Annotated in this window: 22 protein-coding genes; 7 read left to right on the forward strand and 15 right to left on the reverse strand. The window is 42.5% G+C overall.

What is annotated here, in order from left to right; translation table 11 throughout:
- Nucleotides 1-734: 734 nt before the first annotated feature.
- Entirely contained in the window at nt 735-1532 is a 798-nt protein-coding gene (pssA, locus tag DL796_RS11330; protein ID WP_110201833.1) for a CDP-diacylglycerol--serine O-phosphatidyltransferase, read from the reverse strand.
- Between the two features lie 91 nt (nt 1533-1623).
- On the opposite strand from pssA, the gene DL796_RS11335 reads away from it, so the two are divergent.
- Together DL796_RS11335 and DL796_RS11340 are read left to right on the forward strand one after the other, a co-directional pair.
- A complete protein-coding gene (locus DL796_RS11335; protein ID WP_110201834.1) occupies nt 1624-1914 on the forward strand; it encodes a DUF3579 domain-containing protein in 291 nt (96 codons plus the stop codon).
- A 25-nt stretch (nt 1915-1939) separates the two neighbouring features.
- The gene (locus DL796_RS11340) at nt 1940-2395 is read left to right on the forward strand and encodes a DUF4124 domain-containing protein (protein WP_110201835.1); all 456 of its coding nucleotides are present in this window, start codon (nt 1940-1942) and stop codon (nt 2393-2395) included.
- 70 nt (nt 2396-2465) lie between these two features.
- On the opposite strand, the gene DL796_RS11345 is transcribed toward DL796_RS11340, so the two are convergent.
- The 7 genes from DL796_RS11345 to rluD all read right to left on the reverse strand — a co-directional run bounded on the left by DL796_RS11345 (nt 2466) and on the right by rluD (nt 9627).
- Nucleotides 2466-3050 carry a hypothetical protein gene (locus DL796_RS11345; protein WP_110201836.1) on the reverse strand — a complete coding sequence of 195 codons (585 nt, stop codon included), beginning with the start codon at nt 3048-3050 and terminating at the stop codon, nt 2466-2468.
- Nucleotides 3051-3067: 17 nt separating this feature from the next.
- Nucleotides 3068-3808, reverse strand: coding sequence for a hypothetical protein (locus DL796_RS11350; protein WP_110201837.1), 741 nt, complete (start codon nt 3806-3808; stop codon nt 3068-3070).
- Between the two features lie 28 nt (nt 3809-3836).
- A complete protein-coding gene (locus DL796_RS11355) occupies nt 3837-4280 on the reverse strand; it encodes a hypothetical protein (protein WP_110201838.1) in 444 nt (147 codons plus the stop codon).
- A 111-nt stretch (nt 4281-4391) separates the two neighbouring features.
- Nucleotides 4392-7004 (reverse strand): ATP-dependent chaperone ClpB, encoded by a 2613-nt coding sequence (clpB, locus tag DL796_RS11360; RefSeq protein WP_110201839.1) that lies wholly within the window; start codon nt 7002-7004, stop codon nt 4392-4394.
- A gap of 128 nt (nt 7005-7132) precedes the next feature.
- Complete coding sequence (locus DL796_RS11365) at nt 7133-7867, reverse strand: lysophospholipid acyltransferase family protein (RefSeq protein WP_110201840.1); 735 nt, start codon at nt 7865-7867, stop codon at nt 7133-7135.
- A 21-nt stretch (nt 7868-7888) separates the two neighbouring features.
- Nucleotides 7889-8647, reverse strand: coding sequence for a peptidoglycan editing factor PgeF (pgeF, locus tag DL796_RS11370; protein WP_110201841.1), 759 nt, complete (start codon nt 8645-8647; stop codon nt 7889-7891).
- Nucleotides 8648-8649: 2 nt separating this feature from the next.
- The gene (gene rluD / locus DL796_RS11375) at nt 8650-9627 is read right to left on the reverse strand and encodes a 23S rRNA pseudouridine(1911/1915/1917) synthase RluD (protein WP_110201842.1); all 978 of its coding nucleotides are present in this window, start codon (nt 9625-9627) and stop codon (nt 8650-8652) included.
- Nucleotides 9628-9719: 92 nt separating this feature from the next.
- On the opposite strand from rluD, the gene DL796_RS11380 reads away from it, so the two are divergent.
- Entirely contained in the window at nt 9720-10490 is a 771-nt protein-coding gene (locus DL796_RS11380; RefSeq protein WP_110201843.1) for an outer membrane protein assembly factor BamD, read from the forward strand.
- Between the two features lie 100 nt (nt 10491-10590).
- Here DL796_RS11380 and DL796_RS11385 read toward each other — a convergent pair whose 3' ends face one another.
- The gene (locus tag DL796_RS11385; protein WP_110201844.1) at nt 10591-10929 is read right to left on the reverse strand and encodes a P-II family nitrogen regulator; all 339 of its coding nucleotides are present in this window, start codon (nt 10927-10929) and stop codon (nt 10591-10593) included.
- Between the two features lie 19 nt (nt 10930-10948).
- The gene (locus DL796_RS11390) at nt 10949-12577 is read right to left on the reverse strand and encodes an NAD+ synthase (RefSeq protein ID WP_170114268.1); all 1629 of its coding nucleotides are present in this window, start codon (nt 12575-12577) and stop codon (nt 10949-10951) included.
- A gap of 124 nt (nt 12578-12701) precedes the next feature.
- Here DL796_RS11390 and DL796_RS11395 point away from each other — a divergent pair, with 124 nt between their 5' ends.
- The 4 genes from DL796_RS11395 (at nt 12702) to ppnN (ending at nt 17744) form a co-directional block, all read left to right on the forward strand.
- The gene (locus DL796_RS11395; RefSeq protein ID WP_110201846.1) at nt 12702-14291 is read left to right on the forward strand and encodes a sensor histidine kinase; all 1590 of its coding nucleotides are present in this window, start codon (nt 12702-12704) and stop codon (nt 14289-14291) included.
- A gap of 13 nt (nt 14292-14304) precedes the next feature.
- Nucleotides 14305-15621, forward strand: coding sequence for a sigma-54-dependent transcriptional regulator (locus tag DL796_RS11400; protein WP_110201847.1), 1317 nt, complete (start codon nt 14305-14307; stop codon nt 15619-15621).
- 112 nt (nt 15622-15733) lie between these two features.
- Complete coding sequence (locus tag DL796_RS11405; protein WP_110201888.1) at nt 15734-16249, forward strand: GspH/FimT family pseudopilin; 516 nt, start codon at nt 15734-15736, stop codon at nt 16247-16249.
- 82 nt (nt 16250-16331) lie between these two features.
- Nucleotides 16332-17744: a nucleotide 5'-monophosphate nucleosidase PpnN gene (gene ppnN, locus DL796_RS11410; protein ID WP_196598012.1), complete on the forward strand. Its 1413-nt coding sequence runs from the start codon at nt 16332-16334 to the stop codon at nt 17742-17744.
- Nucleotides 17745-17751: 7 nt separating this feature from the next.
- On the opposite strand, the gene DL796_RS11415 is transcribed toward ppnN, so the two are convergent.
- The 5 genes from DL796_RS11415 to yajC form a co-directional block, all read right to left on the reverse strand.
- Complete coding sequence (locus tag DL796_RS11415; protein ID WP_227593071.1) at nt 17752-18354, reverse strand: CAP domain-containing protein; 603 nt, start codon at nt 18352-18354, stop codon at nt 17752-17754.
- Nucleotides 18314-19477, reverse strand: coding sequence for a mechanosensitive ion channel family protein (locus tag DL796_RS11420; RefSeq protein ID WP_110201848.1), 1164 nt, complete (start codon nt 19475-19477; stop codon nt 18314-18316). Before DL796_RS11420 ends, DL796_RS11415 begins: the two co-directional genes overlap by 41 nt.
- A 91-nt stretch (nt 19478-19568) precedes the next feature.
- Nucleotides 19569-20507 carry a protein translocase subunit SecF gene (gene secF / locus DL796_RS11425; RefSeq protein ID WP_110201849.1) on the reverse strand — a complete coding sequence of 313 codons (939 nt, stop codon included), beginning with the start codon at nt 20505-20507 and terminating at the stop codon, nt 19569-19571.
- Nucleotides 20508-20520: 13 nt separating this feature from the next.
- Nucleotides 20521-22449, reverse strand: a complete 1929-nt coding sequence (secD, locus tag DL796_RS11430) for a protein translocase subunit SecD (protein WP_110201891.1) — start codon at nt 22447-22449, stop codon at nt 20521-20523.
- Nucleotides 22450-22518: 69 nt separating this feature from the next.
- Nucleotides 22519-22842, reverse strand: a complete 324-nt coding sequence (yajC, locus tag DL796_RS11435) for a preprotein translocase subunit YajC (RefSeq protein ID WP_110201850.1) — start codon at nt 22840-22842, stop codon at nt 22519-22521.
- Nucleotides 22843-22863 lie beyond the last annotated feature (21 nt).

A 22863-nucleotide genomic window follows, 5' to 3' on the forward strand; every position in this document is an offset into this window, starting at 1 on the left:
CAAACTCTTCAGTTTAAAGTTTTTCGAAAGCCGAAGCTCTCTAATCTTTTGCTCGATGAATCACCAACTTATTAAAAAATAAATCAATCGAATAAATTTTTTGGGTGTTGGTCACTGCATCGTTGTTGTATTTCAACATTGACACAAGTGCCCACACAAATTGTCTTATCAATCTGTTAAAGAACGTCTTGGTGAAGAACCTGCTTCACTCAAGTGGGCGCACATTATATATCGCCCCAACTTCCTGTCAACCGTTTTCGATAATCTTTTTAACGTTTATTTTTCAAAACCTTAAAACACTTTATCGTACCCTCAAATCCATGAGTGGCTTGCTCGAACTTTTCGTTCAGAGCGGCGCGCATTATATAGCGCCCTAACTTCCTGTCAACACTCTTTTTGAAACTTTTTACATCGTTTCAAAAGCTACTCTTCCTGAGCGTCTTTCGTGGCCAGCTCTTGCTGTGTTTGCCTCGAAAGTGAAGCGCATTATAGAGACTAAATTGTACTCCGCAACCCTTTTTTGAAACTTTTATGAAAAAGTATTTTTCCTCAAGGGGAACTACTTAGTATAGCGCCATTTGGTACAAAAATTAAGCGTATTCTGCAGTTTAAATAAGGATTGATTATGGTTTAGATAAAAGCTGCTAATTCTACAGTAATAGAGAACTAGCAGCTTTCTTGATGATTGATGGTTTTAAGGCCAATATTTAAGCTATTTTATGCCTCCTCTGAAATTAATTGTCAACTTCATCGATAGTTGGTTCACTCATTGCTTCTTTTTTCAGAGCTTTTTTGCGTTGTCGCTCTTCTTTTATATCTTTGATGCGCCACAATGTCATTACTGGGCCAGATAGTGCATAAAGCGTAAAGCCAACGAACAGAACCGTCGGTGGATCAATCGCTATAAAGATGAAAACCAGTACTATAACTAAAACACCTATAAATGGTATTTTGCCTTTCCAATCGACTTCCTTAAAGCTCGAGTACCTAAAGTTACTGACCATTAGTAAGCCAGCAACCAGAGTTAACAAGGCTATATAGAATCCCCAAGGCTTTGCTTCCCATTGATATTTGGAACCTACCCACACTAGGCCAGCTAAAATAGCGGCAGCAGATGGACTCGCTAACCCTTGGAAATAGTTCTTATCTGCTGTCGCAACTTGGGTATTAAACCTTGCTAAACGTAATGCGGCACCAACCACATAGACAAAGGCAGCTAGCCAGCCGAACTTTCCTATGTCTGTTAGCGCCCAGTTATACACAACTAAAGAGGGTGCAATTCCGAATGACACCATGTCGGCCATAGAATCATACTCGGCACCAAAGTCACTTTGGGTATTCGTCATTCGTGCCATACGCCCATCGAGTCCGTCCATAATCATGGCGATAAAGATGGCAATCGCTGCGTTTTCGAAGTGCCCTTGCATCGAAGCAACAACTGCGTAGAATCCAGCAAACAAACCTGCAGTTGTTAGCAAGTTTGGGAGCAGATAGATGCCTCTGCGATTGGCTAATGACTTCTTAACTTTCATAAAATGGTATTACCTATTAAAAACGCGTTATAATCAATGCATTACATCTTATCATAACTAGCTACAGTGGAAATAATTTCAATAAATTAATATGAATGATGAAATATCAAATAAACGACTCATAATTATGGGCGTAACTGAAGCAGGGAAGAAATTTCGACCTAGTGATTGGGCCGAGCGAATGTGCGGTAACCTGTGTACTTTTAGAAATCGCCGAATTATCTACTCCCCGCTACTTAGACCTGCGATCAGAGATGGCTTTAAATCTGTAATTATTTCCGACCAGTTATCAATTAAACATCCTAAACTCTTCCAAGAGTTGGTTGAATTTGCCAAAACCAACAATTTAGTGGTAAAAGAAGAGACGGTAGCTGCAACATAACTCGGAACAACTAAAGAGAATTATTATGGTTAACAAAAAAACAATCCTTTTAACGTCAATCATAGCACTCGCTATATCCTTTAGTGCGTCAGCCAACAAGCCTATCTATAAGTGGAAGGATGGCCAAGGAAATATCAAGTACACACAATCTAAGCCGCCACGCGGTACCGAGTTTGAAGTTATCTACCAACGCGTTAGCGACAGTGCCAAGTCTGAGCAATCAAAGCAACAGAACAGTAGCCAAAGTAATCTGCAAGACGATATCATCGCACAACAAAACAAAGAAATAGAAAAAGCCAAGAAAGCTAACGAAGAAATCACTAATAAGAACTGCACTATTGCTAAAAACAATCTAGAAACCCTAGAATCCAGTCATCGAGTATTTACTGTGGTCGAAGGCGAACGCCGTTTACTCACAGATAAAGAAAGAAGCGATAAGTTAGCGACAGCTAAAAGCAACGTGAGCAAATATTGCAAATAGCTCTAGAAATTGTAGCCACAAACAAAAAGCCCTCAATTCGAGGGCTTTTTTGATTTTGGATTTATGAAACTTATAACGGGTATGCTGAAACCCACAGAATCCAAGAGTAAGCTGTTTTTTCTGTCGTAGAGATAGCTCCTGTATGTGACCAACGGCTTTTGCTATCCCACTTCATGATTTCAAAAGCTACCGCAGTATTACCTTCTCGCGCATGTGCAATTTTATCACTTGGAACTTTGATCATATAAGAACGCGATGCAGGCCCTTTAGCTGTAGCAATTGAGCTATTCAGAACCAAAACGCCGTATAAAGGCTCAGGATTGTTACCATAAAAGACATGTACCTTTTTACCACCACAAAGCTGCGCTTGGGTCGAGCTATTTAAGACATTTTTCCCATTAATAGAGTTAATGTCGCAGCCATAAGTCCAAAGGTTCGACTGAAATGGTGATACGAAGCGCTCGCCGCCTTTCAGTTCAAAAGACTTATCCTCGGCTACAATAGTCAGCCCTTCTTCTAATACACCATGTTGAATTGGAATTGGAGCCTTACTTGTAATATTTGTTAATCTTGCTGGTTGCTCTGAGCCCATTGCTAATAGCAACATTCCTGCGACTGCTACCCCACTTACCGCTAGTTTTAACCACACTTTCATGTCTTAATCCTCAAGGTTTAATACTTCAAAATAATATTATTGTTTTCACGCTTATAGTTTAAAAACTCATCTCCGGTAACAACATTGACCACCTCATGCCCCACGAGGCCTGTCACTATGACAGCATTCATTGATGCTACTTTTATACATTTAAACTGATTCGATAAATGACCAAACTGCCGAGAATCGGCATCACCGCCAAATTGCCTAGAATCAGCGTCATCTCCAAATTGGCGTGAATCCGCATCATCACCAAACTGGCGCGAATCGGCTAAATCGCCAAATTGCCGCGAATCGGCATCACCGCCGAATTGGCGTGAGTCTGCGTCATCACCAAATTGGCGTGAATCCGCATCGTCGCCAAACTGGCGAGAATCGGCGTCATCGCCAAACTGGCGTGAATCGGCGTCATCACCAAATTGACGCGAGTCGGCTAAATCACCAAACTGACGCGAATCTGCATCATCGCCAAACTGGCGTGAGTCAGCATCTTCACCGAACTGACGAGAACCAGTATCACTTCCGAAACTACGCGCCATAGAGCAAGGCTTCGGTAGTGAATAATCCGTTCCGTTAATTGTGATAAGGGTTTGGCTTGCTTTTTGTAAAGAGTTTTGAGAGGTGTTTTGTGGAGATGTTTTTTGAACAACTAAAGGGTGTATGCCTTGATAAGACACTTTAGGCTGGTGGTAAACTGGCCCACCACATGCTTGAAGCAGGAAAATACCTGACAACACCCCAAGAGCACAAATTTTCATGGCCGTTCCTTAGTGTTATTTATATTGATTATTCTCTAATTGGCTTTCCTCGTAGCAACCAATGAGTAAACAACGTCGCCACTCCCCCTGCACAAAAAGAATAGATTAGGTCCCATTCATCGAAGGTTCCACCAGCTAGCCCAACTAGCTGTAATACTTCATAAAAAATAGCACAGGTAATCCCAAGTGGCAATAATTTCAAAAGTGTGAACTGTTTAACCCAAATACCACAGATCACCATGGCAAAACTACTTGACCACATAATATCGGTTAAATGATGCTCTACCCATCCTGAGCGGTATAAATTTGGAGTCGAATGAGCAAGCTGCATTAAGCTTTTATAGATAAGAGGCATTTCCGCTTGAAGCCAAGTTTTTGCTACGAGCTCTTTTCCGCCCTGCAAATAGATAATCCCTCCTGCTACAAGCAGAGTAATAATTATCAAGAACCAAACACAATATCTAAGCTTCATCGGTGGTAATTTATATTAGAGTGTTTTTTATTATAGGGAGGAATTTTGGCGATACCAGAAAAAAGAAACCCACTAACGGATCGCTAGTGGGTTTAAGGGTGGCAAGTTGAGTTATGACGTAAACTTCAACTGTTCACCTTCGATGTCTAATGATATCGGCTTTCCAGGCTGTAAATCACCAGAAAGAATTGCCTTGGATAAAGGATCCTCGATACGGCTTTGTATCGCACGCTTTAGAGGCCTTGCTCCAAACACTGGATCGAAACCAGCTTCGGCTAGCTTGTCCAACAAAGCTTCTGTGACGCTAACATCAAAACCATTGTCTTTTAGTCGCTGCAATAAGCGATCGAGCTGGATCGATGCAATGGCTTTAATTTGCTCTTTAGCCAGCGGATGGAATACCATAATCTCATCAATTCTGTTAATAAATTCAGGTCTGAAATGATTGCCAATGACATCCATAAGCATATCTTTCATCTCTTCATAATTTTTAGCCTCGGTCGCTTCACTTACAGTAGTCGAATCTGAACTTGCTGTAACCGCACTGTGCTGCTGAATCAAGTCAGAACCCATGTTCGAGGTCATAACAATCACTGTATTTTTAAAGTCGACGGTACGACCTTGGCTGTCAGTCAAGCGTCCATCCTCAAGCACTTGCAATAGGATATTGAAGACATCCGGATGAGCTTTCTCGACCTCATCGAACAAAATCACAGAGTAAGGCTTGCGACGTACTGCTTCAGTTAAATAACCACCCTGCTCATAACCAACATAGCCGGGAGGTGCACCTATCAAGCGTGCAACCGAGTGTTTCTCCATAAACTCTGACATATCAATTCGAACCATTGCGTCTTCAGTATCGAACAAGAACGTCGCTAGAGTTTTGCAGAGCTCTGTTTTACCCACACCTGTTGGCCCCAAGAATAGGAAAGAGCCATTGGGGCGATTAGGATCTGCTAGACCTGCTCTAGAGCGACGTATAGCATTGGACACAGCGGCAACGGCTTCATTCTGACCAACTACGCGTTTGTGCAGCGCCTGCTCCATCTTGAGCAGTTTTTCGCGTTCCCCTTCTAGCATTTTGGCTACTGGAATACCTGTCCACTTAGATACAACTTCCGCAATTTCCACATCAGTAACTTTATTGCGTAACAGTTGCATTTCTTGCGTATCTTGCTCGGAAACTTTGGCTAATTTAGCTTCCAGCTCAGGAATCTTACCGTACTGTAGCTCTGACATTTTCGTCAGATCGCCTGAGCGCTGTGCAGACTCAAGTTCTACACGAGCCTTGTCTAGCTCTGCTTTAATGTTTTGCGCACCATGCACCGACGCTTTCTCTGAACTCCAGATTTCATCAAGCTCAGCAAACTCCTTTTCAAGCAAATCAATTTGCTCTTGTAAATCATTAAGGCGTTTTACAGAACTATCGTCAGTTTCTTTTTTCAGAGCTTCACGTTGAATTTTTAGCTGGACCAGGCGTCGCTCTAATCGATCCATAGCTTCTGGCTTCGAGTCGATTTCCATACGAATACGGCTAGCCGCTTCGTCGATTAAGTCGATCGCCTTATCTGGCAACTGGCGATCGGTAATATAGCGTTGCGATAATGTAGTAGCCGCGACGATAGCTGGATCCGTTATCTCTACACCATGGTGAACTTCGTAGCGCTCTTTTAAGCCACGTAAAATAGCGATAGTGTCTTCTGTAGATGGTTCATCCACCAGCACTTTTTGGAAACGACGCTCTAAAGCTGCATCTTTCTCAATATACTGGCGGTACTCATCCAAGGTAGTAGCGCCAACACAGTGTAACTCACCTCTGGCTAAAGCAGGCTTTAGCATGTTGCTAGCGTCCATAGCACCATCGGTTTTACCAGCGCCAACCATGGTGTGTAGCTCATCGATAAACAAAATGATCTTGCCTTCTTGTTTCGACAAATCACTAAGCAGAGCTTTTAGGCGCTCCTCGAACTCACCACGAAACTTAGCACCAGCGACCAAAGCCCCTAGATCTAATGACAAAACACGCTTGCCTTTCAAACCCTCAGGAACTTCTGAATTAATGATTCGTTGTGCTAACCCTTCGGCAATGGCGGTTTTACCCACGCCAGGCGCACCAATTAAGACTGGGTTGTTTTTGCTACGACGCTGCAAGACTTGTATACAACGACGAATTTCATCATCCCGGCCAATAACCGGATCTAACTTGCCACTTTCCGCACGCTCTGTTAAATCGATAGTGTATTTTTCTAAAGCCTGACGATTCTCTTCCGCGTTGGGATCGTTCACGCCCTCGCCACCGCGAATCTTGCTAATAGCGTCTTCAACCATCTGCTTGGTAACGCCGAGTTGATTTAAAACCTTGGCTAGGGCCGACTTGTTTTCAAGTACTGCTAACAAGAATAGCTCAGAGGCAATGTATTGATCTTGGCGTTGCTGTGCGATTTTATCGCAAATATTCAGTACTTTGCCCAAATCCGGTGACAGGTGGACTTCGCCAGCATTACCAGACACCTGTGGTAGTTTGTTTAGCTCTGCTTCCACAGACTGTAAAACGGTAGTTGGTGCGACGCCTATTTGGTTAAGGATCGCAGATACGCTATTGCCTTGCTGCTGGAGCATAGCCATCATCAAGTGCAAAGGCTCTATATATTGATGATCACGGCCCACAGCCAACGATTGCGCGTCAGCTAAAGCCGATTGAAACTTACTGGTAAATTTATCCATTCTCATGTGTAAGACCTCTTAATGAAATCAGTTTTAATAAAGGCTTTTGCCAACTGACGTCAAAAAAAATAATTATTACTAGTTGTCTTACAAAATGTGGGTTTATTTCCGTATTTCAAGTATAAAAATCAGTCAGATTCGGAGGTGATTGACAGTTTTGCGCGATGCCCAAGCAACAATTCGCCAAGCTCTTGCAGTGCATCTGGGTTGTCGAAATAGTCATGCGTAATGTTTGGAAATCGCGTTACTTCGGTTTTAGAGCGCAAAAATAAAGGCTTAAAAACACTGCCCTGTCCTCTTACGCCAGTAATTCTTGCGACCACAATCGGCATTTTGGATAGCTCGGCTAAACGCTTAATCCCTGGCTTTACACGGTAGGGCTTAACGTCATCGAGGTGGATTTTCCCATGAGGGAATAGTGCTAGAATCTCCCCACTTTTCAAGGCTCTTTTAGCTTGTCGAAAAGCAATATCTGCGCGTCCAGTACGATCCACAGGAATACATCCAGCACCCTTAAACAGCCAGTTTAAGCCAAAGCGTTCGTATTCTTCTTTAGCGATCATGAATCGAATAGGTCTGTCGCAAGCAGCGATCAACAGTAAAGGGTCAACGCCAGAGACGTGGTTTGAGATAAGAATAGCGCCACCAGTCTTGGGTAAATCGAACTTCTCAAGTTTTAATCTGTGAAATTTTACGCAATAGGCTCGGCACAGGCCATCAACAAAGTTGAGTCTCTTAGAACCCCAGTCCACGTGATTATATTTACGTGCTTTGGCTCTCAGATAGACTGCAAAAATAAGTACAGCGACGGCAATTAATAGCCAGATAATTAGATTAAAATTAGTTTGAATCCACTCAGGCATGCTTATCTCTTCTATCCTTTATTATTGTTCAATCCAAATGGCGCTTGCCATGCGCCCAGTGGTCGCATTTGCGCCTTGCTGATGAAATTGGCGACGGTGTGAAAAAAAGTCACGCTCCTTGTCGTAACTGCACAAACCGCTCTGATAAACATCAATACTTGTTCCTGATGGCTCAAGCTGTTGCAATAAATATTCAGCAATAGCGGCTAAATCACATTGCCAGCGCTTATTGGAGTTTGCTTTAAAAAACTTTTCTAAGGTTTTATTTTTATTAATAAATTCTTCGCGAACATCATCACCAACCTCAAAAAACTCTTGGCTTATGGCTGGCCCAATCCAAGCCAATAAAGAGTGCTTACCAGAGTACTTTGCAACCGCTTTTGAAAGAATACCGTCCGCCAATCCGCGCCAGCCCGCATGCACAGCTGCAACCCAAGTTCCCTGCTCGTCAGTTAATAAAATCGGCAGGCAATCGGCAGTCATAATAATACATGCCTGATTTTCTTGCTCAGCAAAACAGCCATCAGCGAGCGTGTCATCGGAACCATGAGTAATTACTTTAGTGCTATGTATCTGATCAAGCCAATGAGGGTTTGGTAAGTGAGTTTCTGTTGCAAGAAGTTGTCGATTCTGTAGTACTTGCGCACTATTATCGCCAACATGCAAAGCCAGATTCAAGCTATCCCAAGGAGCTACGCTACCCCCTCCTGCCCTTGTTGTACAAAAAGCTTTAACTCTTTTAGGGGCAGGCCAGTTGGGCTGAACGAGCTTTATCGGCATGACTACTCTTCTAGATTGGAAAAGTGCTCACGATTCGCTACTAGCGCATCTCTTAATTTCTGCATATCAGCGGGCATCGGTGCTGTCCACTCAATATAGTCGCCAGTTGTTGGGTGCTTAAGTCCCAATAAACTAGCATGGAGCGCTTGTCGCTTAAACTTGCCTAAAATCTCTTTTAGCTCAGGAGTAATGCGATTCGGAACTCGATAACGACCGCTATAAAGCGGGTCGCCAACGATTGGGAACTTTAAATAGCTCATGTGGACACGGATTTGGTGCGTACGCCCTGTCTCCAAACGGAGCTTAAGGTGGGTATGATCTAAAAACTTTTCAGCCACTCTAAAGTGAGTTATCGCTCGTCTTCCGTCTGGAATCACCGCCATAGCTGTTCTCTTAGTCGGATGGCGACCAATCGGCACATCAATTGAATTGCCTGAAACCATGACACGATTGACCAGTGCATCGTATTCACGGGTAAACTCACGTTTTTGTAGCTGATCAACAAGGCTGGTATGTGCGCCGATTGTTTTAGCGACAACCAATAAGCCTGTCGTTTCTTTATCTAGGCGATGAATAATGCCAGCTCGAGGCAAGTTCTGTAATTCAGGTACATGATGCAATAAAGCATTGACCATTGTGCCTTGCTGATTACCCGCACCTGGGTGCACCACAAGGCCTGTAGGCTTATTAACCACCAACAAGTCATCATCTTCATAGACGATATTAAGCTCAATGGCTTCGGCTTCCCAGTCGCCAGCGACTTCGACCTCGGCATTGACCTCGACCAGCTCAAAACCCGCCATTTTATGTTTGTTCGAAGTTATGACTTCGTCATTAACTTTTACAAAGCCTTGTTTGACCCAGTCCTGAATTCTTGAACGTGAGTATTCCTCAAAAGTTTCAGAAAGTGCTAAGTCTAAGCGTTTTCCGTAAACTTTTTCGTCAAATGTGTGTCTTAGTTCGATAGATTGGGTAGTCATTGTAAAATCGCGTAAAAAGATTGGCGTATGACATGCTGTCAGTTAGAATGACTCACATTGTATCAGGCTTAATATAAACAGAAAGAATTAATATGAAAAAAATAGTTTTAGTATCGCTTGCCACCCTATTATTAGCAGTTGCTGGTTGCTCAAGCACTCCGAAAAAGAATGACTTAGAAGAAACCAAGCTCGAAGTGATGACTGCACAGCAGTTATTCGACAATGCTAAAGGGGCTCTACGCGCAGGGAACTATACCCGAGCTATCCAGATGCTTGAAGAAATAGACACGCGCTACCCTTTTGGTAGTATTTCTGAACAGGCGAAAATGGACTTGCTCTACGCCTATTTCAAAAAAGCCGATTATGAAGCTGGCCAAGCATTGGCAGATCGCTTTTTACGCCAACACCCTCAGCATGAAAATGCAGATTATGTGTATTATATGAAAGGCGTCATGCACTATGAGTCAGAAGTTGGCTTCTTTAAGGATACCTTCCAAGCAGATCTTGCTACCCGTGACACTACTAACTTAGAAGCTGCTTTCGATAATTTTAAAGCCTTAGTGGAAGTTTACCCTGAGAGCAAGTATTCGCCAGATGCTCGTAAGCGTATGATACAAATTCGTAACCTGCTTGCGGAAAATCAACTGCACATCGCGCAATACTACATGGAGCGCGACACTTATATTGCAGCGGCCAACCGCGCTAAATATATCGTTGAAAACTTCCCGCAAACTCCTGCAGTACCACATGCTTTGGATATGCTGATTAAAGCCTATAACTTGTTAGAGCTACCTGAGCTAGCTCAACAATACAGAAAAGTCTTACTTTTGAACTATCCTGATTATAACTTTGCCGATCTGTAAATAGCATTAAGCTAAGTAACTGGCTTAACTCATAAAATTAAAAAAGCGGCTGAATAGCCGCTTTTTTATATCTTCAAATTCACCTAATTACAAAGAAACTTTATATAGCTTCGCTGCTTTCCTCGCCAGTACGGATACGAATAGCGCGTTCAACATTAGTCACAAAAATCTTACCGTCACCTATTTTACCAGTACGAGCAACTTCGATAATGGTTTCTACACACTTCTCGACTAAGTCATCATCGACCACAACCTCAACCTTAGCTTTCGGCAAGAAGTCGACCATATATTCAGCACCACGATAAAGCTCTGTATGACCTTTCTGACGACCAAAGCCTTTAACTTCTGTCACCGTCATACCCGTAATACCTAAGTCTGTTAACGATTCTCTAATATCATCCAGTTTGAATGGTTTGATAATCGCTTCAATTTTTTTCATTGTTGTTTCCCCGAAACTCCTATTTAAACTGTCGCCCAAAACCTGAGGTTATTGGGTATCGACGGTCGCGGCCAAAAGCTCTTTTGCTGATTCTAACACCAGGCGCTGCCTGCCTGCGCTTATGCTCGTTAATATCAACTAAGCGAACCACTCGACGTACAGTATCATCATCATAGCCTAGCGCTACGATATCAGAAATGCTGCGGTCATGCTCAACATAAGCTTCAAGAATACCGTCTAATATGTCGTAAGGCGGTAAATTATCTTCGTCTTTCTGATCGGGTGCAAGCTCGGCCGACGGTGGTCGTGTAATGACGCGTTCTGGTATAACTGGCGAGATTGTGTTTCGATATTTCGCCAAACGATAAACCATCGTCTTAGACACATCTTTGAGCACATTGAAGCCACCCGCCATATCACCATACAAAGTACAGTAACCCACAGCGATTTCTGACTTATTGCCCGTGGTTAGTACAATGCGTCCATATTTATTCGACAATCCCATGAGTACTGTGCCTCTACAGCGGGCTTGGATATTTTGCTCGGTGGTATCTAGCTTTGTACCAGCTAACTGCTCAGACATTTGTTGCATAAAGGCGTCGTAGATAGGTTCGATTGAAATAATATCAAACTCGACTCCTAGCGCTTCCGCTTCAGCCTTTGCATCTTCAATACTCATGCTAGAGGTATATTTAAACGGCATCATCACCGCATTTACATTTTCTGTACCTAAAGCATCCGCAGCCACAGCTAGCGTCACGGCGGAATCAATACCACCTGATAATCCTAATAACGCTCCCGGGAAACCGTTTTTCTTAACATAGTCCCTAACGCCTAACATCAACGCCTGCCAAATCTCTTCTTCGTCATCAAACTGCACTGAGTTCTCTTGCAAAGAAACTAGACGGTTATTTTCAACATCAAAGTCGACACAAGCGAAATCTTCAGACATTTCAGCCGCAGTAAACACCGTTTCACCATTTGCGTCATAGGCACTTGAGCAACCATCAAAAACTAGCTCGTCTTGCGCTCCGACTTGGTTAACATAGATCACGGGAATATCGTTTTCATCCGCACGACAAGACATAGCCTGACCACGCACTTCTGCTTTGCCGTAGTAATAAGGCGATGCATTAGGGCTAAGAATAATATCAGCGCCCGCTAGCTTGGCTACTTTGGCCGGCTCTTTAAACCACAAGTCTTCACAGATGAGGATGCTAATATTGACACCCTTAAAGTTAACCACAGGACAGTCGCTGGCAGCTGTAAAATAACGCTTTTCATCAAAAACCGAGTAATTAGGTAGCAGTTGCTTATCGTAGGTAAGTAGACAGTCGCCTTGATAAATTAGACTGGCCGAGTTGAAAGTATCACCCCCTTCCTTCCGTGGGTGCCCTACCACCATTGCCACGCTCGACTGCATCGACATTAATTCATTCAATGCTTTCTCAATCAAGGCATACAAGTCTTGACGTAATAATAAGTCCTCGGGGGGATAGCCTGACAAAGCTAACTCTGAAAAAACGACTATATCAGCATCGGCCGCTTCTGCTTGTTTAACCGACTTTTTGATCAACTCTAAGTTATGGTGAATATCGCCAACAATATAGTTGTTTTGCGCAAGTGCTATACGCATTTTATGTCTCAAATCGAAATTATCTGTACATTGTCTAATAATTATGCCATTTTTCAAAGTGTTAAAGTAGAAAACTTGAAAAGAAACCTTGATAGACTTAATCTGTAACTGACTGTAGGGTTACAAAGGAATTTATGTGTTAGATAACAATAAAAAAATTGATTTTGGTTGGGAGTTTTTACGGTATTACGCCGTTGTTCGTCTTGTGTTAGCGCTACTACTGTTGCTAACACCATATATTTTCAATGCTAAAGCAAATTTGTACGAAGTGGATACCTATACCTCTTCAGCTATCAGCTACCTTATTTTGTCCTGTCTGCTGCTTTTCATGGCTTTCGTCGAACATCAGTTTAGAATCCAAGCCATCGTACACCCCTTGGTAGACATTGTATTTCTAGCCTTACTTGCTTATGCCGGTCATCAGAACACCGCTGTTTATATCGTAATGATGGCTTTAGTCTCTATCGTTGGTATCTTTTTAACTCGACACAGAGGTGGCTTACTTTATGGTTTGCTGGCCTGTGGCGCAGTCGTCCTTATAAGGCACTTTCGTCATGACGGGCTTGCACTCAGCGACTTTTCGGATTTAAGTTTACAGATAGCGGGGATATTGGCAGTTATCGTCTTAGGCAATATCTTGGCAAGACGTATGACACATTATGAAGTCGAAACTCTTGAGCAACGCTTAACACTAGAACAATTACATCTCCTAAACAGACAAATCATTGAAAAGATGAACCGTGGGGTCATAGTTGTCGATAAAGAAACCACGATTCAGCATATCAATCAAACAGCTTGGTATGGCTTAGGCTTACCAGAAAACCCTGTTGGAAAACCCTTAAAACAAGTCGCCGACGAGTTAGCTTATCAGTTAGGTACGGTTAAAAAAGAAGCTTCCCATAAACAAAAAACAGAGCTCCAAGAAGAAGGCCTACCCTTTCGTGCGACACAAACCGGGCCACAACTGCTACCAAAGTTTATTGATTTAGTTGATGGTGAGAAGGTTCTCATTACCCTAGATAACTATTCCGAAGTGATGAAGAAAGCTCACCAATTAAAGCTATCCTCGCTTGGGCAATTAACTGCCAATATCGCGCACGAGGTTAAAAACCCACTAAGCGCGGTTAGCCAAGCGACTGCCCTATTATCTGAAAAAGAGTCCTTTGCTGATGACGATAAAGAACTTATCACCATCATCCAGCGCCAATCTAGACGCATTAATGAAATCATAGAGAACGTGCAGAAGGTTTCTAAAAGCAAGCCACCAAATCGCGAGGCAATAATATTACAACGCTTTATTAACCAGTTTATAAAGGAATACAAGCAAGGGCTTAAGTTTGACGCGGCAATTTCCGTTGAGGACATTGATGAGTCATTAATGGTTGTCTTTGATCAAAGCCAGCTTAAGCAAGTGCTTTCCAACTTGTTTGATAATGGCTTAAAGTTTAGTTTTATTAACACTAAAGAGTACCGCCTACATATTGTGGCAGGCCAAGACCCAGTTAGCGAAGATTTATTCTTAGATGTTATTGATGAAGGTACTGGTATTACTTTAGAACAAAAGGAAAAAATATTTGAGCCCTTCTATACCACAGCACACGATGGAACCGGGCTGGGGCTGTATATTTCTAAAGAACTTTGCGAAGCAAACCAAGCAAGGTTAGATTGTATTCCTGTTGCTTTTGGAGGCGCTTGCTTCCGAATCAGCTTTGATAGTTACAGCTAGATAAGGGGTACCAATGTCTGAAAGAAAGCCAAAGGTTATCATTATTGACGATGAAGCTGATATTCGTCATTTGCTAACAATGACGCTGATTCAGATGAACCTGGATGTGATTAGCTGTAAAGACCTGACAGAAGCTAAAGATGCACTCACTAGAGGCACCTATGATTTCTGTTTAACGGATCTCAAGTTACCTGACGGTGATGGACTCGAAATGGTGAATTACTGTCGCCTTAACTATCCTCACATGCCCATAGCCGTCATTACTGCATACAGTAGCACCGAAAAAGCCATTGAAGCTATGAAGCTCGGAGCGTTTGACTTTCTTTCGAAACCAATAGACCTTAGTCATTTAAGACAATTGCTCAAACATGCCTTTAAGTTTAGTCAACGTGAAGAGAAGGCACAAAAAGAGACTATTTATAAGGTTCTAACAGGAAATGATCAATATGCTGCTGACTTACTAAGTCAAATCGCTAAGGTCAAGAACTCGCAGGCCCCAGTCGTCATCGAAGGCGAGAACGGCACGGAAAAAGAAGCCTTAGCCCATATAATCCATCAGCAGAGCTCTCGCTCAGAACAAAGGTTTGTAACCCTGGATCTAGAAGCCCAACCAGAAGAAAGTCACGAAATAATACTCTTTGGTGATGCAGAACATCAGAGCACCCTATTGCAAGCCGACCAAGGCACTTTAGTCATCAATAACATACATCGATTATCTAACCCTCTACAAAAACGCTTTCTCCAATGCATCGAAGATAAAGCTTTTGTTGAAAGCAGCAGCTATGACTCAGTGCCATTAGATATACGCTTAATTGTATGCACCGATACCCCCTTGGATGCCCTATTTAATCATGGGCACTTGCGCGAAGATTTATACTTCAGAATTAACGTGATAAACCTATCAATTCCTCCTTTACGCGAAAGGAAGAACGCTTTACCTGCGATTGCAGATGCTTACTTACAAGACTTTAACTGCGACAAAGAACTTTCTCAGTTAGCAATCGAAAAACTTGAGAGCCACGACTTCCCCTACAATTATAGAGAACTCGAAAACATCCTGTTCAAAGCAACTACGCTGGCGTCCGGTAACTTCATTGAAGCAAACGACCTTGTCCTCATAAAGTCTCCTGCCCCGAATAAAAAACCTGATGAGAACTTAGTATCTGATCGTGGTGAAAAACCACTCGACCAATACCTAGAAGAGATTGAAAAGGTAGAAATCGAGAAAGCATTAGAAAAAACCCGTTGGAATAGAACCGAAGCTGCAAAACTTTTAAAAATCAGTTTCAGAACGATACGGTACAAAATGAAGAAACTGGGTATTCAATAATTCCTGTCATAAACTCAGTCATATCCCACAAGCTTTAGTGTTTATGTCTCAATGACAAAACACGTTTAGTTCGATATTTTAAATCCATCATATTTTATGGATTTTATCAGCAATGAACTTAGTAAAAGGATTTACTATTACAGAGCTTATGCTCACCTTGGCAATCATCAGTATTATCGGCTTATTTGCCGCCCCCTCAATGTCTGAGTTTTTAGAGCGCAATAAAGTCGAGGCAGACACAGGACAAATTATAAATATTATTAATACTGCCCGAAGCCATGCCATCTCCAAAAAGTCACCAATCATTATTTGTGGTGATGACCAGTCTGAAAAGTGTTCACGTAATTGGTATCAACTAAAAGTGATCAATACTTCGAGCAAAGAAGTCATATACAATATGGCTCTAAACTCTAGATACTCAGCGGTTACTTGGTCAGCTTTTCAGAATAAACCAGGGCTAACTATTGCACCCACAGGTTATACTGCCCAGCAAAATGGAACCTTGTACTTGTGTCACAAACAATATGACTCATTACACAGAGCGATAGTCGTTAGTAAGTCAGGACGAAGCACGGTTAAGCGCCAAGATGGTGAAACCAATAGACGGTGCAATTCTTTAAGCAAGTAATGACACCAATCATTCATCTTTGGGGTGTTGCCACTACCCTAGATATCCTCTAAAGTAATTATCAAGGCAATACAATAATAGAATGACATTACCATTAATGATGAGCCATATAGATATCGAAATTACCGCAGAGTCTGGACTAGAGCTTTTAACCAATGATGAAATATCACGCTTAAGCGAGCACTCCAAAGGTGGCGAATACGAGTTATTTAAAAAGTGTGTGTTAGCAGTTTTAACAAGCACACAAGTCACCGATGAAATCAGTTTTCATGAAGAACAATTAAAACTGTTCGATATAGAAGTTTTGCAGCTGAACAAAGGCGTAAAACTTAAACTAAAAAACGCACCGGCGGCATCACTGGTCGATGGCAAGATGATCCAAGGGCTTAAGGAACAAGTATTCAGTGTGCTAAGAGACATTGTTTTCTTAAAGCAAGAGCTTGAGTCGAATTCTCGAATCGACTTTAACTCGAGTAACGGTTGCACCAATGCTATTTTCCATATATTAAGAAATGCTAAAGCTTTACGCCCAGGTTGCGACCCTAATATGGTGGTTTGCTGGGGTGGTCACGCCATTCCTGAGTTCGAATATCAATACACCAAAGAGGTTGGCTATCGGCTAGGTTTGCGTGGACTAGACATCATCACAGGCTGTGGCATAGGCGCCATGAAAGGCCCCATGAAAGGAGCTCTTATAGGGCACTCTAAGCAACGAATCTCAAATGGTCGCTACATAGGTATAACTGAACCAGGAATTATCGCAGCAGAATCCCCAAACCCCATCGTTAATGAACTGATCATTATGCCTGACATCGAAAAGCGTCTTGAAGCATTTGTCAGACTGGGACATAGTTTTGTTGTATTTCCTGGTGGCGTTGGTACAGCGGAAGAAATTCTTTATATTTTGGGTATATTGCTACATCCAAGGAACAAAAACACCCCATTCCCGTTAATCTTCACTGGTCCTAAAGAATCTGCATCCTATTTTGAGCGCATCGATCAGTTTATTGCTGACACTCTAGGTCCTGAGGCACAGGAAAAATATCAAATCATCATTGATGATCCAGTAGCGGTAGCTAGAGCCACACAGCAAGGAGTGTTAAAGGTCCGAGAATATCGCAAGAAAAACCATGACGCTTACCACTTTAACTGGCAACTGCATATCCAGTGGGATTTCCAAGAAGAATTTGTGCCAACACATCAAAACATGGCCAAGCTTAATTTAGAAGCCGACCAACCGATTCATTTATTAGCAGCGAATCTGCGTAAAGCCTTTTCAGGAATTGTTTCTGGTAACGTAAAAGAAGCTGGTATTAAAGAAGTAGCAAAACATGGCCCCTACACGATCAGCGGTGATGTAAAAATCATGAGTCAACTCGATGCACTACTTGAAGCCTTCGTTAGTCAGAAGCGCATGAAACTCGATGCAGATAATTATGTACCCTGTTACAGAGTCATTAACCCTCAAAGTAAATCAGAGCCAGCTACAGTTTAACCACAGTTTATGGTGAGTCTTCTTCACTCTTAGAAGGCTCATCATCAATAGATACTCGATTTCCTTTGGCAATATAAACCACCCAATATTCAACGTGAGGACTATTCCATTCCGTTGCATAACCAATGCCTATTTCATTTTGCTCTAAGAAGAAGGGATCTTCGGCGAACAAATGAACACGATGACTATAGGAGTTTCTAAACTTATCGATAACATCTTGTGGCTCAGAGTAGCCCCCTAATATAGCTTCCACATGATTTTCACCTATCGCTTCAGCAGGCAGGTTCAAAGGATATCCTGCCTTAATGAGCCGAAGATTAGGCGAGCCTCCACTGCCATAGTGTGACACTTTACCTGCAGCTGCCATTTCTTCAGCCTTCTTCTGTGCGACTTCGCTTAAAAGTGCATTGCAGTATAATTCACTGCGCTGTTGCTCACTATCAGTAATGATAAGCTCAGCAAGCTCTCGCGCTTTTTGGTTTAAGGCACAGTCAGCATAAGTTTCATTACTTAAGCTATTTGTGGGTGGCTTGAGCTCCGCAGCACTCGCAGAGCTCAACATTGAAAGATTAATCAGAACCGCTAGGGCTGCTTGGCCACTCTTTAACATACAAATCCTGTTTGCTATATGGAATCTCGATACCCTTTTCTTTAAAGAGCTTGTGAATTGTCATTACTAACCGATGGGATATCATACCTTTCTGTTCGGGCTTTTCAATCCAAGCCATAAACTGTAAGTCGATACTTGACGTACCAAAGCTTCTAAATCGAACTCTTGGCTCGGGACTCGAGCATAGGTCTAGATTTTCCTTAGCCATTTCCATCAAGACGTCATGGACATGCTCTAAATCACTGTCATAAGAAACACCCACATTGATTCTAATTCGAGTTTTTTCCCAAGGACCGCCACTTTCATTAACAATTTTGGCATTACCCATCACAGAGTTAGGGATAGTAACCTCAACATCATCACGGGTTAATAAACGGGTACTTCGGATTCCGACATGAGTCACTCGACCACGTTCCCCAGAATCGAGAATGATGTAATCTCCAAGTTTATAAGGCGAATCAGCGACAATAAAAAATCCTGCAAATAAGTTGGCCAATGTATCCTTAGCAGCAAAACCCACCGCGATACCAACGATACCCGCCGATGCTAGCCACGCCGCAGGGTTTACGCCCCAGGACATGATCAGCACATACAGGCCGGCACCAACTATCAGAATTTTAGTGGTAATATCCAAGATTGGAATGGTGCGCTCTTCAATCAGCTTAAAGCGATGTTTGTGCTGAGAAAAAGACTCCAGCACTAGTCGCGTCACTTTGAGTAATTTCATCATCAGCGACAAAATTAATAGCGTCACCACAAAGCGCTTAAGGAAGGTATCGGTAGACTGGCTAAACTGTAAAGCCTCAATAGCTAGCAATAAAGAAATATAAAAAATAACTGAATAAAGCGCTTTAGCTAGAATAACGAACAAATGGTCATCAAAGGTCCCTTTGGTTTTACTAGCAACTTTCCCTAGTACAGTTTTAAAAACATATTGAGCAATTTTTGCAATGATAAAACCTGCAGCAATCACTGTGGCAGCCAACAGCCATGGATTAGACTCTAAACTCTGCCAAATTGGTACGACTGAGTCAGGAAGGCTTGACTTAATATCACTAAACATTTGCTCTGCCACATGGCTACTTGTATCTACGGTTTCTTTTTTTGAAGCTTCGTCTGCCATCGGAATTCCTTTAGCTATAAAAAAACGGCCTAGAATTTATTCTAGGCCGTTTCTCGAAAATTACAATATAACTTTCATCTCACAAACTCATCTAGGGAGTATCAAACTCTTCACCTTCTTTCTCTACTTCTGGTGGCATCAAGTCTTCTTTCTTCACGCCTAGCAATAGAGCCATAGGACTTGCAACATAGATAGAAGAATAAGTACCGACAAGAACACCCACAATCAATGCTTCTGCAAAGGAGTGAATTGTTTGACCGCCGTAGAAGAACAACGCCAACAATACCAGCATGGTGGTAATCGACGTCATCAAAGTTCTTGAAAGCGTTTGGTTTAGTGAAGTATTAACCACCTCTTCCGAACTACCCTTGCGCATTCTCAAGAAGTTCTCACGAATGCGGTCAAAAACAACGATTGTATCGTTAAGCGAGTAACCGATAATCGCAAGCAATGCTGCTAACACCGTTAAATCAAACTCAACTTCAGTGATTGAGAAGAAGCCGATAATCAAAATAACGTCGTGTGCCAATGCAATTACCGAGCCGACCGAGAACTTCCACTCGAAACGTAGAGCAACATAGATCATGATACAGATCAGTGCGACTAGCATCGCTAAGCCACCCATTTCTTTTAGCTCTTCACCGATAACCGGACCAACAAACGACTGATCTCGTTTAATCACGGTTAGGCCATCCGCGCGAAGCGCAGCAAGCACTTCATCACCAACAACAGCGTTTTCGATATGATCTTGCTGTGGCATTCTAATTTGAACAATACTGGCCGAACCAAAGTTCTGCACGATTGCCCCTTCAATACCAATGCCATCAAGTTGCTCATGAATCTTTGGAATGTCAGCATCCTGCTCATAGCCAACTTCGATCAAAGTACCACCAGTAAAGTCTAAGCCATAGTTTAGACCTTTAGTGAAAAACGATGTCAGGGAACCAATTATTAATAATACAGATAAGGCTAACGCTAACTTACGTAGCTTTAAGAAATCAATATTGGTCTCTTTATTTAAAATTTGCATAATCTACCTCTACCTATATTGATAACTTTTTAACGGTTCTACCACCGTACATCAGGTTGACGATACCACGGCTTACAAATATTGCCGTAAACATTGATGTCAAAATACCGATGAATAGGGTAATCGCGAAACCTTTAACAGGGCCTGTACCAATCGCAAATAGAATGATTGCGGCAATTGCAGTCGTAATATTCGCATCGGCAATGGTTGAAAGCGCGTGCCCATAGCCTTTATCAATAGCTTGAGCCGGTCTAGCACCTGCCCGGAGCTCTTCTCGTATCCGCTCGAAAATAAGCACGTTGGCATCAACTGCCATACCTACTGTTAATACGATACCAGCAATACCTGGAAGCGTCAGCGTAGCGCCCATCAAAGACATCACACAGACAATCATCACGAGGTTTAAACTCAAAGCCACATTCGCCACCAAGCCAAATAGCTTGTAGTAAACCAGCATAAATGCAAGAACTAACGAGAAGCCGATGATGACAGAGGTAATACCTTTTTGAATATTCTCTTCACCCAAGGTTGCCCCAATCGTTCTTTCTTCGACAATGAAAGTTGGAGCAATCAAAGCACCAGAACGAAGTTTACGCGCTAAATCACGAGTTTCTGGTTCAGTGAATCGACCTGTAATAGTAAAGCGGCTACCGAAAGTACCGTTAATGTTTGGTGCACTAATGACACGTTCTTCAAGCTCGGAACCTACCAAGACTCGTTTGCCATCGACGATATCAAAGATAGGACGTGACTCTTTCAAAATCATTGCCAGTCGCTTGTTAACGTTGGCAGCAGTGGTTCGAGTCATCTTAGAACCGCCCTCACCGTCTAAACGCACCGAAACGATTGGTTCATTCGTTTGAGGGTCATAAGTTGCAGTAGCGTTCGTAAGATGGTCACCGGAAACTTCAACTTCATCATAAACCAAAATCGGACCATACTCAGTATCGAACAGTTTATTGCCAGGAGGAATTCGACCATTTTGCGCACCAACGACGTCAGCTTCTTCGTTGACTAGGCGGAACTCTAAGCTCGCAGTTGCACCAAGAATTTGCTTGGCTAAAGCAGAGTCTTGAACACCTGGTAATTGAACCACAATACGATCAGCGCCTTGACGCTGAATCAATGGCTCAGCAACGCCTAATGAGTTCACACGAGAGCTTAATATCACGCGGTTTTGGTCAATCGCATGATCTTTGATTTCTTGTAGTTTCTGCTTATTCAAAGTACCGCGAATAATCGGACGACCACCTTTTTCAGAAAGCTGCAGATCAATACGATCAGCGTGTGCTTTGAACAAGGCTTCATAAGCACGCTCTGCGTCTTCTTGATTTCGGAAGCTTAACAGCATACCGTTTTCAATAGGCTCAACACGACCACGAATTGAAGGATTCTGCTCGGTTAGTGTGTCGATAAAGTCACGACGTAACTGATCTTGCTGGCGCTTTAAAGCTTGGTCCATATCAACCTGCATTAAAAAGTGGATACCACCTCTTAAATCCAAACCTAACTTCATTGGTTCGCCGCCCAAGTTCGCAAGCCATCTTGGTGTTGAAGGTGCGAGGTTCAAAGCCGTCACATAGTTTTGATTTTCTAACGTCGGGTTCAAAACATCATTAGCCAGCTCGCGAGCTTTTAACTGCTCTGCTGGCTTTGAGAAACGGGCAATGACTTTATTCACGCCTTGCTCACCAATAGTGGCTAGGTCGATACTCAGAGGCGTTACACCTTCATCAGCCCATGCTTTTTGAATTTGGTCGAGTTGTTGTTGCGTTACCATAGTATCGCGCAAGCCAGAAATCTGTACTGCGGGATCTTTACCGAAAATGTTTGGAGCTGCATATAAAAATGCTAGCGCCAACACAACGATAATTAATACGTACTTCCACTTTGGATACGTATTAATCGGTAATTGTTGTTGGTTTGGTTGATTGACAAACATAAATTTAGCCTGTGTGTTTTTATTAAGCTCTTGTAGCAGAAAGCCCAACGTAAAGTTGGGCTTTAATTATTAATCTTCGATAGATTTAATAGTGCCTTTTGGCAGGGTTTGAGCAATTGAAGCTTTTTGGAATTTAATTTCCATGCCTTCGGCTAAGCTCAATACTACATAGTCTTCTTTAATTTTGCTGATTTTTCCGATGATACCGCCAGTTGTCATGACTTCATCACCTTTTTCTAGCCCACTCATCATTTCTTTGTGTTGCTTCATTTTCTTTTGTTGTGGACGAATCATCATGAAGTACATGATTAAAATCAGCGGTACAAACATGATCAAGAAGCTCATTAAACCGCCACCTTGGGGAGCTGCGCCACCTGCTGTTGCTAATAACATCGATAGTTTCCTCTATTTTTA

It is taken from the genome of Kangiella spongicola, from assembly GCF_003194565.2.
GTDB classification, from domain to species: domain Bacteria; phylum Pseudomonadota; class Gammaproteobacteria; order Enterobacterales; family Kangiellaceae; genus Kangiella; species Kangiella spongicola.

What these genes read in the sequence shown, in the direction of transcription:
- DL796_RS11365 (WP_110201840.1), bottom strand. Translation starts at nt 7,867, where the DNA reads ATGCCTGAGTGGATTCAAACTAATTTTAATCTAATTATCTGGCTATTA.
- DL796_RS11335 (WP_110201834.1), top strand. Translation starts at nt 1,624, where the DNA reads ATGAATGATGAAATATCAAATAAACGACTCATAATTATGGGCGTAACT.
- DL796_RS11355 (WP_110201838.1), bottom strand. Translation starts at nt 4,280, where the DNA reads ATGAAGCTTAGATATTGTGTTTGGTTCTTGATAATTATTACTCTGCTT.
- DL796_RS11400 (WP_110201847.1), top strand. Translation starts at nt 14,305, where the DNA reads ATGTCTGAAAGAAAGCCAAAGGTTATCATTATTGACGATGAAGCTGAT.
- yajC (WP_110201850.1), bottom strand. Translation starts at nt 22,842, where the DNA reads ATGTTATTAGCAACAGCAGGTGGCGCAGCTCCCCAAGGTGGCGGTTTA.
- clpB (WP_110201839.1), bottom strand. Translation starts at nt 7,004, where the DNA reads ATGGATAAATTTACCAGTAAGTTTCAATCGGCTTTAGCTGACGCGCAA.
- secD (WP_110201891.1), bottom strand. Translation starts at nt 22,449, where the DNA reads ATGTTTGTCAATCAACCAAACCAACAACAATTACCGATTAATACGTAT.
- DL796_RS11420 (WP_110201848.1), bottom strand. Translation starts at nt 19,477, where the DNA reads ATGGCAGACGAAGCTTCAAAAAAAGAAACCGTAGATACAAGTAGCCAT.
- DL796_RS11385 (WP_110201844.1), bottom strand. Translation starts at nt 10,929, where the DNA reads ATGAAAAAAATTGAAGCGATTATCAAACCATTCAAACTGGATGATATT.
- DL796_RS11380 (WP_110201843.1), top strand. Translation starts at nt 9,720, where the DNA reads ATGAAAAAAATAGTTTTAGTATCGCTTGCCACCCTATTATTAGCAGTT.
- rluD (WP_110201842.1), bottom strand. Translation starts at nt 9,627, where the DNA reads ATGACTACCCAATCTATCGAACTAAGACACACATTTGACGAAAAAGTT.
- DL796_RS11340 (WP_110201835.1), top strand. Translation starts at nt 1,940, where the DNA reads ATGGTTAACAAAAAAACAATCCTTTTAACGTCAATCATAGCACTCGCT.
- pssA (WP_110201833.1), bottom strand. Translation starts at nt 1,532, where the DNA reads ATGAAAGTTAAGAAGTCATTAGCCAATCGCAGAGGCATCTATCTGCTC.
- DL796_RS11345 (WP_110201836.1), bottom strand. Translation starts at nt 3,050, where the DNA reads ATGAAAGTGTGGTTAAAACTAGCGGTAAGTGGGGTAGCAGTCGCAGGA.
- secF (WP_110201849.1), bottom strand. Translation starts at nt 20,507, where the DNA reads ATGCAAATTTTAAATAAAGAGACCAATATTGATTTCTTAAAGCTACGT.
- ppnN (WP_196598012.1), top strand. Translation starts at nt 16,332, where the DNA reads ATGACATTACCATTAATGATGAGCCATATAGATATCGAAATTACCGCA.
- DL796_RS11415 (WP_227593071.1), bottom strand. Translation starts at nt 18,354, where the DNA reads ATGTTAAAGAGTGGCCAAGCAGCCCTAGCGGTTCTGATTAATCTTTCA.
- DL796_RS11405 (WP_110201888.1), top strand. Translation starts at nt 15,734, where the DNA reads ATGAACTTAGTAAAAGGATTTACTATTACAGAGCTTATGCTCACCTTG.
- DL796_RS11350 (WP_110201837.1), bottom strand. Translation starts at nt 3,808, where the DNA reads ATGAAAATTTGTGCTCTTGGGGTGTTGTCAGGTATTTTCCTGCTTCAA.
- pgeF (WP_110201841.1), bottom strand. Translation starts at nt 8,647, where the DNA reads ATGCCGATAAAGCTCGTTCAGCCCAACTGGCCTGCCCCTAAAAGAGTT.